11 protein-coding genes and 1 pseudogene are annotated in these 15,623 nt (G+C 71.6%); 4 read left to right on the top strand and 8 right to left on the bottom strand.

Annotated features, from left to right (window positions below):
• Positions 1 to 1,329: 1,329 nt before the first annotated feature.
• Complete coding sequence (locus ACQPXS_RS43875; protein ID WP_433455048.1) at positions 1,330 to 3,615, bottom strand: ATP-binding SpoIIE family protein phosphatase; 2,286 nt, start codon at positions 3,613 to 3,615, stop codon at positions 1,330 to 1,332.
• Between the two features lie 397 nt (positions 3,616 to 4,012).
• Here ACQPXS_RS43875 and ACQPXS_RS43870 point away from each other — a divergent pair.
• Positions 4,013 to 5,289, top strand: a pseudogene (locus ACQPXS_RS43870) (ATP-binding protein).
• A gap of 53 nt (positions 5,290 to 5,342) precedes the next feature.
• Here the strand turns inward: ACQPXS_RS43870 and ACQPXS_RS43865 are convergent.
• Positions 5,343 to 6,566, bottom strand: a complete 1,224-nt coding sequence (locus tag ACQPXS_RS43865) for a saccharopine dehydrogenase family protein (RefSeq protein WP_433455047.1) — start codon at positions 6,564 to 6,566, stop codon at positions 5,343 to 5,345.
• Between the two features lie 136 nt (positions 6,567 to 6,702).
• Between ACQPXS_RS43865 and ACQPXS_RS43860 the strand changes: the two genes are divergently transcribed.
• Together ACQPXS_RS43860 and ACQPXS_RS43855 are read left to right on the top strand one after the other, a co-directional pair.
• Positions 6,703 to 7,410: a TetR/AcrR family transcriptional regulator gene (locus tag ACQPXS_RS43860; RefSeq protein ID WP_390679674.1), complete on the top strand. Its 708-nt coding sequence runs from the start codon at positions 6,703 to 6,705 to the stop codon at positions 7,408 to 7,410.
• A gap of 380 nt (positions 7,411 to 7,790) precedes the next feature.
• Positions 7,791 to 7,985 carry a cupin domain-containing protein gene (locus ACQPXS_RS43855; RefSeq protein ID WP_433455046.1) on the top strand — a complete coding sequence of 65 codons (195 nt, stop codon included), beginning with the start codon at positions 7,791 to 7,793 and terminating at the stop codon, positions 7,983 to 7,985.
• 169 nt (positions 7,986 to 8,154) lie between these two features.
• Here the strand turns inward: ACQPXS_RS43855 and ACQPXS_RS43850 are convergent, their stop codons facing one another.
• The 5 genes from ACQPXS_RS43850 to ACQPXS_RS43830 form a co-directional block, all read right to left on the bottom strand.
• On the bottom strand, positions 8,155 to 8,874 hold the full coding sequence (locus tag ACQPXS_RS43850) for an alpha/beta fold hydrolase (protein ID WP_433455045.1): 720 nt from the start codon (positions 8,872 to 8,874) through the stop codon (positions 8,155 to 8,157).
• A 21-nt stretch (positions 8,875 to 8,895) separates the two neighbouring features.
• Positions 8,896 to 9,867 (bottom strand): alpha/beta hydrolase, encoded by a 972-nt coding sequence (locus ACQPXS_RS43845; protein WP_433455044.1) that lies wholly within the window; start codon positions 9,865 to 9,867, stop codon positions 8,896 to 8,898.
• Positions 9,868 to 10,151: 284 nt separating this feature from the next.
• Positions 10,152 to 10,634: a (2Fe-2S)-binding protein gene (locus ACQPXS_RS43840; RefSeq protein ID WP_433455043.1), complete on the bottom strand. Its 483-nt coding sequence runs from the start codon at positions 10,632 to 10,634 to the stop codon at positions 10,152 to 10,154.
• A complete protein-coding gene (locus ACQPXS_RS43835) occupies positions 10,631 to 11,563 on the bottom strand; it encodes an FAD binding domain-containing protein (protein ID WP_433455042.1) in 933 nt (310 codons plus the stop codon). Before ACQPXS_RS43835 ends, ACQPXS_RS43840 begins: the two co-directional genes overlap by 4 nt.
• A complete protein-coding gene (locus ACQPXS_RS43830) occupies positions 11,560 to 13,836 on the bottom strand; it encodes a xanthine dehydrogenase family protein molybdopterin-binding subunit (RefSeq protein ID WP_433455041.1) in 2,277 nt (758 codons plus the stop codon). The genes ACQPXS_RS43835 and ACQPXS_RS43830 overlap by 4 nt, the downstream gene beginning before the upstream one ends.
• 308 nt (positions 13,837 to 14,144) lie before the next feature.
• Between ACQPXS_RS43830 and ACQPXS_RS43825 the strand changes: the two genes are divergently transcribed.
• Positions 14,145 to 14,720 (top strand): Dps family protein, encoded by a 576-nt coding sequence (locus tag ACQPXS_RS43825; RefSeq protein ID WP_433455040.1) that lies wholly within the window; start codon positions 14,145 to 14,147, stop codon positions 14,718 to 14,720.
• Positions 14,721 to 15,238: 518 nt separating this feature from the next.
• Here the strand turns inward: ACQPXS_RS43825 and ACQPXS_RS43820 are convergent.
• Positions 15,239 to 15,604 carry a helix-turn-helix transcriptional regulator gene (locus tag ACQPXS_RS43820; protein WP_433455039.1) on the bottom strand — a complete coding sequence of 122 codons (366 nt, stop codon included), beginning with the start codon at positions 15,602 to 15,604 and terminating at the stop codon, positions 15,239 to 15,241.
• Positions 15,605 to 15,623 lie beyond the last annotated feature (19 nt).

Raw genomic sequence — 15,623 nt, 5'->3', positions numbered from 1 at the left:
TAGAGGTGGCCGCGGGGCACTCGCATCCGAGTTTCCGTCGCGGGGAGCCCAGTCCCCTGCTCGATGACGATCCTGCCGAACGGCACCATCGCCCACAGCACCGGCTGAGTTACCCGTCATGCAGGGGCGGCGGCCGGTTCGCCCTCGGAGGCGTGTCCCGGCCCACTTCGCATGGGCACGCGGGCGAACTCGGCTTGGCTCTTGCGCGCGTTCTTCTCGATCCACCCGCAGGCACTGCACGGCAGGGATCTGCAGCAGGCGGGGACATCCTCGACCCGGCCGGGTGCCCTTCTCTCCGGTACGTCGGCGCAGGAGTCCCCAGCCCTGGGCGCGGTTGCACCGGTTCAGACCGGCCTTCAGGTACACGCTTGTGCCGGGCTACTCGACGGGGCCTTTCGCCGAACGAGTCATGTTCCCGACCTCCCGCGAAGGCGCTGCTGGACAGGGCACTGGCAGCGCCGGGCGCTCTCCGGAACATCCCCGAGGGGCTGCGCCTGCGATCCGTCGCCACCGCGGAAGACGGGACCGACGGCCGCTTCACCGGCGAGGCCGTCATCTTCCGTCCGAGTGCGGCGGCCGCCTGGTCCGCGGGAACGTCGGGTGCGAGATCAGCCCTCGTTGGTCTCGGCCCGCATCTGCGCCGCCACGCCTTCGACGGCCGCGACCTGTGCAGCCACCGCGGTGCGGTCGGGTCGTCCTGCCACGTTCCCGTGTTGACGCTCTCCAGCAGGGAGAGGGTCAGGGCTTCGAGGGCAGCGCTCAGTACCGCCGCGGGGAGGTGCTCGTGGGAGACGCCGGCACGCTGTCCTCGCTCGAGGATGGCGGTGGCCTGATGGCGGGCCGGCTCGAGGATCTCGGTCACCCGTCGCGTCCCGAGATCCTGCCGGGTGAGCGCGAGGAGCAGTCGGCAGCGGGCTGCGACGGGTCAGATCGACAGGACGAACCGGGCCGCGCGGGATGGACTGTTCCGACTAGGCCGCCCTGCACCGCTGGTCGGTCACCGGCCTATAGGGCTTCTGGGGCGCGGGTGTCGGTGCGGACGACCGTTTCCCAGCCGTGCGCTCAGGCGTCGGTGAGGCGGGAGAAGAGGGTCTGCGCGCTGCCGCGGTTGATCGCGTCGAGCTGGTCGGACCCCAAGCCTGCCCAGCCGTCCAGCATGGCGGTCGGCCTCACCGTCCGGGACAGCAGGACGCAAGTCCAGCTGGGCCCCGCAAGGGGACGGTCTAATTACCCATCGGCGTGCAGATCAATGGATTGCACACCAGGAGCAACCGGTAGCCTCCCCCATCGGCCGGATCGAGAACCCGAAGTACGCAGGCGCCCGCTCGGCTAGAGGGAGGCGGGCGTCGGCAGTCCGGCGCCGTCGTCCAGCTCGGCCCAGACCGTCTTGCCCCGGCGGGCGTGGCGCGTCCCCCAGCGTCGGGCGATTTGGGCCACCAGGAGCAGGCCGCGTCCTCCCTCGTCGAAGACACGGGCCCGGCGCAGATGCGGGGTGGTGTTGCTGTCGTCGGAGACCTCGCACAGCAGGGTGCTGTCGTTGATCAGACGCAGCCGGATCGGCGGCCGGCCATAGCGGAGGGCGTTGGTGACCAGCTCGCTGACCACCAGTTCGGCGGTGAAGCCGAGCTCATCAAGACCCCAGGCGGTCAGTTGCTCCGAGACGCTCGACCGGGCTCGGGAAACGGCGGCGGGATCCGCTTCCAGCTCCCAGGTGATGACCTGGCGGTCCCCGAGGCCGTTGGTGCGGGCCAGGAGCAGCGCGACGTCGTCGTCCGGCCGGGCCGGGAGCAGCGCGTCGAGCACGGTGTCGCAGGTGGCCTCCAGGGAGACCGAGGTCCGGGCGAGGACATGACGCAGCTTGGCGAGGCCCGACTCGACGTCGCGGTCGTGGGCGACCAGCAGTCCGTCCGTGTAGAGGGCGAGGAGGCTGCCGTCGGGCAGGTCGACCTCCGCCGCCTCGAAGGGCAGGCCGCCCAGTCCCAGCGGTGGACCGGGAGGCAGGTCGAGGATGTCGACCGCGCCGTCCCGGCTCACCATGGCGGGCAGTACGTGCCCGGCACGGGCGAGGGTGCAGCGGCGGCAGACGGGGTCGTAGACGGCGTACAGGCAGGTGGCGCCGATGTCCCCGTCGCCTCCCCTGTTCGGCCCGTCGCCATCCCCGGCGGGGCCACCCCCTCCCCCGGCCGGCCCTTCGCCTGCCCTGGCCGACCCGCCGCCCTCTTCGGCCGGGTCGGTGCCCTGTCCGTCCGGGGTGGCGGTGGTCTCGGCGGACAGCCGGATGACGACGTCGTCCAGATGCGTGAGCAGTTCGTCGGGCGGCAGGTCGATGTCGGCCAGGGTGCGTACCGCGGTGCGCAGCCGGCCCATGGTGGCAGCGGCTTGGATGCCGTGGCCGACCACGTCGCCCACCACGAGGGCGACCCGGGCACCGGACAACGGGATGACGTCGTACCAGTCGCCCCCCACACCGAGCTCCGCGTCGACCGGCACATAGCGGCGGGCGACCTCCACGGCCGAATGCCCCGGCGCGCGCTGCGGGAGCAGGCTGCGCTGCAGGGCGAGCGCGGCGGTGCGCATCTGCGTGAAGCGGAGGGCATGGTCGACGGCCACCGCCGTCCTGGCGACGATGTCCTGCACGAAGAGCAGATCCCCGTCGTCGAAGGGTTTGGTGCCCCGGTGACGAAAGAACTGGGCGACGCCCAGAGTGGTGCCCCGGGCACGCAGCGGTATCACCAGGGTCGAGTGGATACGGCGGGCGCCGGCGGCGAGGCCGGGTTCAGCGGTCGTGGGCGATGCGCCCGTGAGACCGATGAGGGCGGAGGCGTCGGCGTCGTACCGGGCGGACCGCCCGGTGGCGAGGGCGCGATCCGGTGGAGATCCGAGCAGGTAGGTGATCAGCTGCCGAGGCTCGGTCGTCGGTTCCGGCGAGTCGCCGGCCGCTGACTTCTGGGCGATGCGGCGCAGGGCTCGCGGGCCGCCGCCGGCCGGCGTGCCGGGTTCGCGGAGCACGGAGTCGAGCAGGTCGACGGTGACGAGGTCGGCGAACTGCTCGGTCGCGAGGTCCGCCAGCTCCTGGAGGGTGCGGGCGATGTCCAGGGTGGTCCCGATGCGGGTGCTCGCCTCGTTCACGACCGACAGCCGCCATCGCAGCCTGCGGTCGCGCTCCTCCTGGAACGCGATGACGCCGCGCTCGGACGTGCGGTCCACGTACTCGGTCGCAATCCCGATCAGCTTGCCGGCGGCAGCGCTGATCAGTTCTGGATCGCTGGTGAGCCGGGGCATCTCCTCGAGCAGTCTGGCGACGACTACGCCCTGCCCGAGGCGAAAGGCCCTCAGCATGGCGGTGACGGGCTTTCCGTGCCGAGCCAGCCGGCGTGCATGCTCCGCGTCGGCGTCCGGCGGTTCGAGCAGGCTCCTGTCGGGGCCGTGCTCAAGGGCGAAGAGCACGGTGGCCACGTGCTCGGCGATGTTCTGCGAGGTCAGGACGTCCGGGTCTTCCCACAGCTCGGGAACGTCCCGGCGCAGCGCATCCTCCATCTCCCGCACCAGGGCGCCCGCCTTCGGGCCGAGCACCTGCGCCGCACGGCTCAGCAGACTGTCCGCGGTGAAGTCCACGCTTACGACGTTACGCCGCGCACGCGCTCCTGCATGCGGTGCGGCCCGTCACCGGTGTGGGCGGTGCGGAGGGGCGCGGGGCGCTTTACGACGAGGGTCTGGCACACCCCGCGTTCCGCAAAGGTCAGGCGCCGAGCCTCCCGGTGGCGGTGCGGGACAGGCCGTCCAGCCATGCCTGATGGCCGTTCAGGCGGGGTCGGAGTCCGGCGTGGCCGGCTCCGGGGCGGTCGCGACGAGCAGGCGTGGCTGAGCACGCCGCGGCCGGGGCACAGCGGCGGTGCCGTCGGATCCACGTGATCGATCGCGGCGCCGCTGCGAAAGCTCGGGATCGGCTCGGTTCGTCCCCGGGTGCCGCACCGGAGACAATGGGGCTCCCGCACCGGGCGAGGTGGTGGCGATGCCCGCTTGGCATCTGCGCGATTATCACGACGACGATCTCGACCAAGCCATACAGATCTGGGACCAGAGCCGCCGGGCCGACGAGGACCGGGTGTTTCCCGTCTCGGAGGTGATGGCCGCGGCCAAGGCCGGTCAGACGGCAGTCGTCGCCGTGGTCGGCGACGAACTGGTGGGTATGGCCGTGGCCCAGGCCCACGGCAAACGGGGATGGATCCTTCTGCTGGCGCTCGCCGCCCGATGGCGCGAGCGCGGGATCGGCAGTGCTCTCCTCGCCGAACTGGAACGGCGCCTCCGCGCACTCGACGTGCGCCACATCAGCGCGCTGCTGCCGGCCGGTGCCGCCGGGACGAAGGCTCTGGAGAACTCCGGCTACCGGTTCCGCGACGACCTGACGTACTACGAGAAACTGGAACCTCCGGGAACCGCCAACGCCGACGTCCTCGCCGCGCTCGGCGGCCGTGTGCTCCCCGAGGGACTCTGGGACACCATGGCCGGCATGGAGCGCGAGAAGGCGGTCATCGAGCGCCGTGTCGTGCTCCCGCTGACCGAGCCGGCGCTGGCGGACCGCTACGGAGTCACCCCGCCCAAGGCGATCATCCTGTTCGGTCCGCCCGGCACCGGCAAGACCAGTTTCGCCAAGGCGGTGGCCTCCCGTCTCGGCTGGCCGTTCGTGGAACTCTTCCCGTCCCGGCTCGCGGCCGACACGAGTGAGGGCTTGGCCGCCGCGCTGCGAGAGACCTTCGCGGACCTGGCGGAACTGGACTCGGTGCTGCTCTTCATCGACGAAGTCGAAGAGATCGCCGGGGTGCGTTCCGGAAAGGCGGTCGATCCCGGGCACGGGGTGACCAACGAGCTGCTCAAACTCATCCCTGTCTTCCGCGAGCACGACTCCCGGTTGCTGGCCTGCGCCACCAATTCGGTCCGCTCTCTCGACGCGGCCTTCCTGCGGCCGGGCCGGTTCGACTACGTCATTCCCGTCGGCCCACCGGACCCGACCGCCCGCGCGGCGATCTGGGACCGCTATCTCAGGGCATCCGCGGCCTCCGTCGACCTCGACCAACTGGTCGGGGCCAGCGAGCTGTTCACCCCGGCCGACATCGCATTCGCCGCCCGCAAGGGCGCGCAGGCGGCGTTCGAACGGGAAGTCACCCAGCGCCGGGCCGGCCGGCGACCACCGAGGACTACATGACCGCGATCGCCGACACGCGGCCGACGCTCACCGCGCAGGCGATCGAGGAGTTCACCGAGGACATCGACACCTACAGCCGGCTCTGAGCCACGGCATCGCTCGCCGCGCGCCTGCCTGTCGAGGGAGGAGGACAGCGCGATCAGCTGTCGTCGCGCAGGCCCCACGGAGAGCCGTACTCGGTGAGCAGGTCCAGGAAGGGGCGCGGGGGCAGGGCTTCCGGACCGAGAACGCCCTTGCCGGACCAGGCGCCGGTGGACAGCAGTTCCAGGGCTACGACCGGGTTGAGCGCCGTCTGCCAGACGACGGCCTGCGAGCCGTACTCGCGCATCGACCACTGGTTGTCGACCACGTGGTACAGGTACACCTCACGCGGCGCCCCGTCCTTGGTGCCCTTGACCCATGTGCCGGCACACGTCTTGCCCGTCATCCGCTCCCCCAGGCCGGCCGGGTCGGGCAGGCACGCGGCGACCACGTCCCGCGGCGAGACCTGCACGGGTCCGTCGTTCCCGGGCACGCTCACCCTGGCCGTCGCGTCCAGGCCCAGTTCGTGGAGGGTCTTCAGCTTGGCGATGAAGTCGTCGCCCAGCCCGTACTTGAACGTGACACGACGCGCATCCACCCAGCGCGGGATCAGCAGCACCTCTTCGTGCTCGACGTTGACGCACTCCACGGGACCGATGCCCTCGGGGAAGTCGAAGACCTCGGGCTCGCTGAACGGTGCGGTGGTGAACCAGCCGCGGCCCTTTTCGTACACCACCGGCGGGTTGAGGCACTCCTCGATGGTCGTCCAGATGCTGAAGGACGGCGCGAAGTCATAGCCCTCGACCGTCAGGTTGGCGCCGTCGCGGACACCGATCTCCTCGATGTCGTCGAACAGTTCGTCGGCCGCGTACCGGGCGAAGACGTCGGACAGGCCCGGCTCTACGCCCATGCCCACCAGTGCCAGCCGTCCGGCCTCTTCCCAGCGCCGGGCCAGTGCGAACTGTTCGTCCCCGAGCTTGACACCGCACTCCTCGTAGGGGCGCGAGCCGTGCGGGGCGGACAGCGACATCGCCATGTCCAGGTAGTGCGCGCCGGCCTCCAGGGCGGCGTGGAACAGGGGCATCACGAACCGGGGGTCGGTGGCGTTGAGCAGCACGTCGCACCGCTCCTCGACAAGCGTCCGGGCCACCGCGTCCTGGTCCGAGGCGTCCAGCCGCCGTGCGCTGAACCGCGCGCCCCGCTCCCCGAGCGCCGCGACCGCGGCCTCGGCACGGGCGAGGTCGTAGTCGGCGACGACCATGTGGGCGAGGAAGTCGCGACGAGCGGCGATCCGGGTGACGGCGGTTCCCACGCCGCCCGCACCCACCAGAAGTACGCGCATGTCACACACCTTTCTGCCGGGAGGCGAGCGCCTCCGGACGGGGTCGATGCAACGCGACGCCGGGATATAAGGTCAACCCCGTTGGCATAAGGGTGGGCTCAGGCGGCTCCGGACCGGCGACGGAAGGACGACCGAGATGGCGAAGCAGGTGGTGCCGGAGGCGGCACGCCGCCGGCGGCGGCCCACGCGCGGCGGCACCGTGCTGTCGGAGGAGATCATCGTGCGGACCGCCCTGCGTGTCCTGCGGGAGCACGGCAGCACCGGGCTGACGGCACGCCGTCTCGGCGCGGCACTGGGCGCCGATCCGAGCACCCTCTACCGCTACTTCGCCGGGATGGACGATCTGGCCCGGGCCATCGGGGACGAGCTGATGGGCAGGGCTCTGGACAGCTGGACGGCCACCGGGGACTGGCGCACGGACCTGCGCGCGCTGGGCCGGGCCATCCACGCGTCCTACCTCGCCCACCCGCAGGCTGCCGTCCTCACCGCCAGCCGGGTCACCGGAAGGCCTCGCGAGATCGCGGTGGACGAGACCATCCTCGGCATCCTGCGCGGCGCCGGGCTGCCCGACCCCGTGGCGGTCCGCGTGTACCACGCGTTCATCGACCAGAGTCTCGCGTTCGCCGCGCTCGACGCCGGATCCCTCGCGCTGGCGGACGAGGCCCGTGCGGGCGACGAGGAGATGTGGCACTCCACCTACGCCCGCCTGCCCGCCGAGTCCCATCCGAACATCGCCGCCACGGCCCACCTGCTCGCCCGCCACATGCCGCACAGCGCCTATCCCGCCGCCCTGGAGATACTCCTGGAACACACCGCCGCGCAACTGTCCCGACCGGGGGCGTGAGGCATGGGGCTCCACCGGCGTGGCTTCCCGTCCGCGGGTTTTTCTTCCAGGCGTGTCCCTCTGTCAGATGTCCGGATGACACAGCGCTCGCATGCTCCTGCGAACACCTGTGCGGTCGACCAGCTGCACCCTATTCCGTCAGTACGGGGAGCCTCATAGGGCCGGCACCTGCCTCCGCTGTCCGGCACGGCTCCAGCAGCTGCCCCTGCTCGACCGCGGGGGCTCCGTCGTGACGACCCCGCTCATCACCACACCGTCGGCGGGCGGGGAGAACCGGATCACCAGCGGCATGAGCGTGTGTCCGGTCGGCTCGGGCGCCCCTTGCGCTCGCACAACTGCGACGAGCACGTCACGTCCTGGACGGCGAGGCGGAGGTGGTGGTGGACGGCGAGGTGACGAAGCTGGAGCGGTTCGACGCCACCTACATCCCCGCCCCGGTCCCCCACCTGTTCCGGAACATCGGGGACCGGCCGCTGCGCATCCTCTGGGTGTACTCGTCCGGGCAGGTGACGCGGACGTTCACGGAGACCGGCCGGACCGTGGAGCATCTGTCGGCGGAGGACCAGATGGGCTGAGGCATCGGCGGCGCCGGCCGGACGATCGGCGCGGTGGGGCGGCGTCGCGCCCCGCTCGTGCGGCACCGGCGGACGAGCGTCAGGGATCGTGCGGTGCGCCGGCGCAGGACGGCGGTGCCGCGCGGACTCGGTGCGGGGAGTGGTCCGCGCGGCTGTCGGTGCCGCCGGGTCAGCTCGTCGCTCGGACGGCCTCGAGGATCAGGTCGGCGACGTCCTGAGGCCGGGAGACGGCGACCGCGTGCGACGCGCCCGCGATCTCGACGACCTTCGCCCCGGCCCGCTTCGCGCCGAAGCGCTCCACCTCCGGATTGATCGCCTCGTCCGCGCCGGCCACCAGGGCCCAGGACGGCTTGGTCCGCCACGCGGCGGCGGAGGCCTTCTCCTCGAACGCCGCGGCGGCGAGTGGGCGCTGTGCCACCGCGAAGACCTTCGTGACCTCCGCGGGCACATCGCCGGCGAAGACCCACGGGAAGGCCTCTTCGGCGATGGTGACCTCGACGGCGGGATCGCCGTCGGCGACCGGATAGGTCCACTGCTTGAGGTTGTTCACCAGCGGCGAGAGCGGGAAGCGTCCCTGCAGTTCGCCGAGACTCTCGCCCTCTTCCAGGACGTAGGCGGCCACGTAGACGAGGCCGACGACGTTGTCGGCGGTGCCGGCCACGGTGATGAGGGCACCGCCGTAGGAGTGGCCGACCAGCACGACCGGACCGTCGATCTGCGAGGCGACGGAGGCGATGTACGCGGCGTCGGACGCCAGGCCGCGCAGCGGGTTCGGCGGTGCGATCACGGGAATGCCGTGGCTCTGCAGCTCCGCGATGACCCCGGACCAGCTGGCGGCGTCCGCGAACGCGCCGTGGACGAGAACGACCGTGGGTGTGGAAGTCGTCATGTCTGTGTCGTCTCCTTGTGCTCAGGTGGTGTGCAGGGCAGTGCGCAGGGTGCGGACGGCCAGGTCGATGGCGGCCTCGGCCGCGTGGGTCTCGCGCAGGGCGTTGAGCATGACGAAGTCGTGGATGATGCCCTGGAAGCGCACCGCGGTGACCGGCACTCCGGCCTCGCGCAGCTTGTTGGCGTAGGCCTCGCCCTCGTCGCGCAGCACGTCGGCCTCGCCGGTGATGACCAGCGCCGGGGGAAGTCCGGTCAGCTGCTCGGTCGTTGCGCGCAGGGGGGAGGCGGTGATCTGGGCGCGCTCGCTCTCGTCGGTGGTGTACTGGTCCCAGAACCACTGCATGGCATCGCGGCGCAGGAAGTAGCCGGTGGCGAACTGGTGGTAGGACGGCGTGTCGAAGCTCGCGTCGGTGACCGGGTAGAACAGCACCTGCTGCACCAGAGCCGGGCCGCCGCGCTCCTTGGCCATCAGGGTCAGCGCGGCCGTCATGTTGCCGCCGACCGAGTCCCCGGCCACGGCCAGCCGCGAGCCGTCCAGACCCTTGGTGCCGCCCTGCTCCACCACCCACTGCGCGACCGCGTAGTTCTGCTCGATGGCGACCGGATAGCGGGCCTCGGGCGACAGGTCGTACTCCGGGAACACGACGGCGGCATCCGCGCCGACGGCGAGCTCGCGCACCAGACGGTCATGCGTGTGGGCGTTGCCGAAGACCCAGCCCGCGCCGTGGATGTAGAGGATCACCGGCAGGGTGCCCTGGGCGCCCGCGGGGCGGACGATCCGGGCCCTGACGCTGCCCGTCGGACCGCCGGAGACGGTGATCCACTCCTCGTCCACGGCCGGCTTCTCGATGTCGCCGGACTGCACCTCGTCCACCGCTTTACGACCCTCCGCCGGAGGCAGATCGAAGAGGTAGGGCGGGTTGGCGGTCGCCTCCGCGAACGCGGCTGCCGCGGGCTCCAGCACCGGCTCGACCGGCGTTACGGCATCAGACATGGGCATCTCCAGGAATTCGTCGGGTACGGCGGTCGTTCCGTGCCGGAACCCGGATGGTCGTGCCGGGCGCTCCGGCGCCGCTGCTGCGCACGGTAGATCTCCGGTGCGCGCGGTAGTTGCCCGCAAGTGCACGTCTGCTTTCCCCACAGCGCACGGAAGTGTCCCGGCCTGCCCGGAGGTCGCCGTCCCCGTGGCCGTCGTGGGCCCTGGTCCCGGGGTGCCTCGGGTCGTACACAGGTCGATGACGTGGCGCAGCGGGAAGCGCCCGGCTGGGATGTGACCGCTCACGGTGTGTCTCCCCGCCGCTCCCGGGCCGCGCGGGTGACGGCGCGCCGGATGGGTTCGTAGCCGGTGCACCGGCAGATGTTGGAGCCGACGACACCCGCGACGGCATCGGGCTTGTCCGCCAGGTCGGGGTCGGCTTCGAGCGCTCCGGCGGCCACCATGAGGAAGCCCGGGGTGCAGAACCCGCACTGGAGAGCGTGCTCGGCCGAGAACGCCCGTTGCAGCGGGTGGGGTTCGCCGTCCGGTCCGGCGAGGTCCTCGACCGTGCGGACCCAGCCGCCGTCGCACTGCACGGCCAGCACCAGGCACGAGCGGACCGGCTCGCCGTCCATGAGGACGGTGCAGGCCCCGCAGATGCCGTGCTCGCAGCCGAGGTGCGTACCCGTGAGGCCGAGGTCGTCGCGCAGGACGTCGGCGAGCAGGCCTCGCGGTTCCACGTCGAGGGGGTGTGCGGTGCCGTTCACATGGAGTGTGATCTTCATCGGTCGTCTCTCTCGCGTGCGGCGAGACGCGCGCGCAGGTCCGTCGCCGCCTCGCACAGGGTTCTGCCGACCAGCACGGCGATGGCCTGCCGCTTGTACGCGACGTCGGCGTACGGTTCGGCGACCGGCGCGGCGTCCTGCACGGCGGCGACCCGGCCGGCGCGGGCGAACGGATGGTCGTCGGGGAGCCGGCGGCCCGCGGGGAGGGCGTCGAACTCGGCTCCGATGAGTGTCCGTTCGGCGGCGCGGGCCCGTACCGGGCGGTCGGCGCAGTTGACCAGCCCGATCCGTGCGTCGCCGATCACTCCGTCGTGCACCGTGAGGGCCGCCGCGACGGCGACCTGGGCGAAACAGAAGTGGGTACGGCGATGCTCGACGAAGCCGACCCCGGTGCGCTCGCCGAGCAGGGGCAGGCGTACGGCGGTGATGAGCTCCTGCGGCCGGCGAGCGGTGCGGTGCGGCCCGAGGAAGTACTCGCCGGCCGCCAGGGAACGGACGCCGTCGGGGCCGGTCACCTCCACCGTGGCGTCCAGGGCGACGCCGATGGCGCACCATTCCGAGGCGGGATGGGCCCAGCCGAAGCTGCCGGCCAGGGTCCCACGGGACCGGATGGGCGGGTGGGCGATGTTGACCACGGCCCGGGACAGCAGGGTGCCGAGCGGGCCCGGTACGGCGTCGGCCGTTTCGAAGGTCGCGTGGCGGATCAGGGCGCCGACGCGCAACTCGCCGCCCTCGACGCTCATGCGGTCGAGCTCCGGAATGCGGTTGATGTCGACGACGAGTCCGGGGCGGATGCGCTGCAGGTGCATCTCCAGGATCAGGCTCTGTCCTCCGGCGAGCACCTGCGCCTTGCGCCTGGTGTCGCCGAGTGCCGCGAGGGCCTCGGCGACCGTGCGGGGGGCCACGTAGTCGAAGAGTGCGGGTTTCACCGGCTGCCTTCCTCGGGCCGCGGGGCGTGTGCCGCCCGCCAGACGCTGTCCGGGGTGAGCGGCATCTGCAGCAGGCCGGGATCGGCGATCCGCAGGGCGTCGGCCACGGCGTTGACGATGGCGGCCGGGGTGCCGATGCAGCCCGACTCGCCGGCTCCCTTGGCACCGAGCGGTGTGCCGGGGCCGGGTGTGCGGGTCTCCGTGACGTCGATGGGCGGGATCTCGGTGAACGTCGGAAGCAGGTAGTCCAGGAAGCCGTTCGCCAGGTGCGGTACCCCGTCGTCACCGAACGTCATGCCCTCGTAGAGTGCCTGGCCGATGCCCTGCACGGCCGATCCGAATGCCTGGCCGCGCACCACGGTGGGATCGAGGACCACTCCGCAGTCGTCGACGGCCACGAGCCGCAGGACGGTCACCGTGCCCAGGTCCGGATCGACCTCGGTGACCACGGCATGGGCGCCGAAGGGGAACGCCATGCCGGCCTCGTACGTGTCCTCGACCCGCAGCGGGCCGGTCGCCTTCACCAGATCGCCGAGGCTGGTGGCCGCCGAACCGTCGTGGGCGGCGTGCACACTGCCGTCCGCCCACTCGATCTCGTCGACCGGCAGGCCCCACAGGTCAGCCGCCCGGGTGCGGGCCTCCGCGATCAGGAGGGTCGCGGCGTGCCGGAGCATGGCGCCGGCGACCTGTGCCGACCGGCTGGCGAAGGAGCCGAGTCCTTCGGGCTGTTCGTCGGTGTCGCCCTCGATGAGCCGGACCTGAGCGTCCGGGATGCCCAGGACTTCGGCGACCTGAGCCGGGAAGACCGTCTCGTGCCCCTGGCCGCTGGGGGCCGCCCCGCAGCGGGCGGTGATGCTGCCGTCCTCGTGCACCTCGAGGCTGCCGAACTCGTGCAGGCCACCGGGTTCGCCGCCCGAGCGCTCCACATAGCACGAGACTCCGATGCCCAGCGGCAGCGCGTCCGGATCCGCGCGGCGACGGTCCTGTTCCGTGCGCCACTCCTCGTAGCCGAGCGTCTCCAGGGCCAGGTCCAGGGCGGCGGCGTAGTTCCCGCTGTCGTAGCGGCGTCCGGTCGGTGTCTCGTAGGGGAAGGCGTCGGGCGGGATGAAGTTGCGCCGCCGGAGCTCGACCGGGTCGATCCCGAGCCGGCGGGCGAGCAGGTCCATCGTCCGCTCGATGGCGGTCGCCGCCTCGGGGCGTCCGGCGCCTCGGTACGGGTAGGTCACCATGGTGTTGGTGAGCACCGAGCGCAGGGTCGCGTGGACGCGTGGGGTGGTGTAGGCGCCGGTTGCCATCCATGCCGACTGCATGGGCAGTCCCGCGCCGAGGTGCGGATAGGCGCCGACGTCGGCGTCGATCGTCAACTCGTAGGCCACCAGGCGTCCTTCGGCATCTGCGGCGAGCCGGACGGTCTGGTCCTGTCCCCTGCCCCGGGTGGCGACGAGCATCGACTCCAGGCGATCTTCGATCCAGCGTACGGGCCGCCCGAGCTTGACGGCCAGGTAGGCGACGACCACGTACTCCGGGAAGGCCGCGCTCTTGGACCCGAAGGCGCCTCCCGTGTCGGGTACGACCACCCGGATCCGGTCCGTGGACCAGCCGAGCAGCGCGGCGAGCTCGCGCCGCAACCGGTGCGGCATCTGGTGCCCCGACCACACGGTCAGCCGGTCCCCTTCGGGTACGGCGAGGATGGTGCGGCATTCCATGGGGCTGGGCAGCAGCAGTTGCTGGCGGTACGTGGCCTCGACCACGGCGGCCGCCTCCTGCCAGACGGACGGGTCGATGGGCGCTCCGGCCTCACCCCGCAGGGCGATGTTGCTCAGTCCGTCGAACAGGCGAACGGTGTCGTCCAGCGCCGCGGCGGTTGTCACCACGGCGGGCAGTGCATCGATCGTGGCGGTGACCTCGGCGGCTCCGTCCTCGGCCCGGTACCGGTCCGCGCCGAGGACGACGGCCAGCGCCTCTCCCGGATACCGCACCCGGTCCTTCACGAGAGCGGGCCACTCCCGGCCCGCGACGGCGTCCTCGGTGGAAAGCCGGGCCAGCAGGGTGTACGGCACCGGCGGAAGGTCCGGCAGATCCGCGGCCGACCAGGCTCCCACGACCCCGGCGACGTCACGGGCCGCCGTACAGTCCACTGCGCGCAGTACGCCGTGGGCCACTTTGCTTCTCACGAATGCCGCGTCCAGACATCCCGGAACATGGATGTCGGCAACGTACCGGCCCTTCCCGTAAAGCAGCCGCTCGTCCTCGCGTCTTGTCCATCGCTCCACAACAACACCCCGTCCGTGTCTTTGCGGGAATCGACGCCATTGCGAGGGAAAGCCGCTCCGGCGGAATTGCACTTCCCGGACACTAACCGAGGGGACGGCGGCGGAGCGGGCGACAGGCGGGTCCTGTGCGCTGTCAGGACGGTTTTGGCAGTCGCCCAACGTTTCGACAATTTGCTTGCGGCTCCAGCCGATGAAACGAACCCGTGCGCTGAGAGGCACCTGCGCGTGCGCTCGCAGGCAATGCGGCTCCCGCTTCGACACCTAGCGTCGACCGCGCACGATTCGGCACGACATCGCGGGAGGCACCCATGACCACCAGCTCCAAGCCCACGAGCAGCCAGCCGTGGCTGCATCAGAAGGGCTCGGTCATCCAGGAGTTCGGGACCGTCAAGCAGTTCCCCCTCGCTCTGTCCTACGAGGCGCGCATGTACTCCTCCCAGCGCCTCAACAAGGTGCTGGCGGACACCCAGATCCTCTACGGCCTCTACAAGAAGCACCACTGGATCATGCGGGGTGCGACCTTCTACCAGCTGCACCTCCTCCTGGACAAGCACGCGGGGGACCAGCTGGAACTCGTCGACACCCTCGCCGAGCGTGTCCAGACGCTGGGCGGTGTCGCCGTGGGCGACCCCCGGCACGTCGCCGAGATCACGTCGATTCCACGCCCGCCGGACGGTGTGGAGGAGGTCCCGGCCATGCTCTCGCGGCTGCTCGAAGCCCACGAGCTCATCCTGACGGAGGCCCATGACGCGGCCACCCGCACCGCCGAACTGGGCGACGACGGCACCAACGACCTGCTGGTGTCGCAGATCATCCGCACCGGCGAACTCCAGGCCTGGTTCCTGGCCGAACACCTGGTCGACACTCCGCTGGTACGCGCCTGAGCCGTGCGGCACGCACAAGGTGTGCCCACTTCCAGCGCGGACCGGAGGCCCGGACCACACCCGATGCCCGGTAAGACGGCGCTCTGCGGGCCGCACCGGAGGTAGTCGGTCCTCTCGCGCTGCCGCTGGAGACCCCGGTGGGGCCCGGCCCCGGCGGGCGCCTGTCGTCCCACGGGCAGCGGCCCGGCCGCCCGCCGAGATCGTCCGTCTGGGGCAGTCCGCGGACCGGGCCGGCAGCGGTTCAGCGGTACCCCTCGTCCGAGGTCAGGCGAAGCGCACCCGTTCGAGCGCGGTGACGCCGTCCTCGGGTACCGGCTCGGCCGGACGGGTCTCCATCAGTGGCCGGCTCACCACCCGCCGGATGCGCACGGGCGGGGTCGCCGACGGGCACGACGACCCAGCTGTGCCCGCTCTCTGGGGACGGCGCCCCCGATCCCCCCAAGCTCAGCGCCCCCATGGGGCGGGCAGCGTCCATGCCCTCGCTCTGTGCTGCTGCCGGGAACTGCGCGGACTGGACGTCAGGTCGCCAGGTGCGCGCTGCGCCACTGCACCGGTGACATCCCGTACCTTTCGCGGAATGCCCGGCTGAAGTGAGAGGGGTTGGGGAAACCCCAGCGGGCGGCCACCGCCGCGATCGACCTGTGGGCCGCGCCGGTCCGGGCGAGTTCCTCGCGTGCCGCCTCCAGGCGTCGGGTCCGCACCCAGGCGTTCACGGTGGTGCCGTGCGTCTGGAAGAGACGGTGCAGGTAGCGCAGGGAGATCGCGTGCTGGTCGGCGATGTCCTGGGGGGTGAGTCCGGGGTCTTGGAGCCGGGCCTGGACGGATGCCGTGATCCGCTCCCACAGCGCCGGCGCGGGCCGCCTGCCGGCCTGCTCCAGGGCCACGGTGGCCAGGCTCTCCGCC

It is taken from the genome of Streptomyces sp. CA-142005 (assembly GCF_050942335.1).
In the GTDB taxonomy this organism is placed as follows: Bacteria; Actinomycetota; Actinomycetes; order Streptomycetales; family Streptomycetaceae; genus Streptomyces.
Note: the sequence above shows the minus strand (reverse complement) of the source record. Positions and strands in the feature narration are given on the sequence as shown.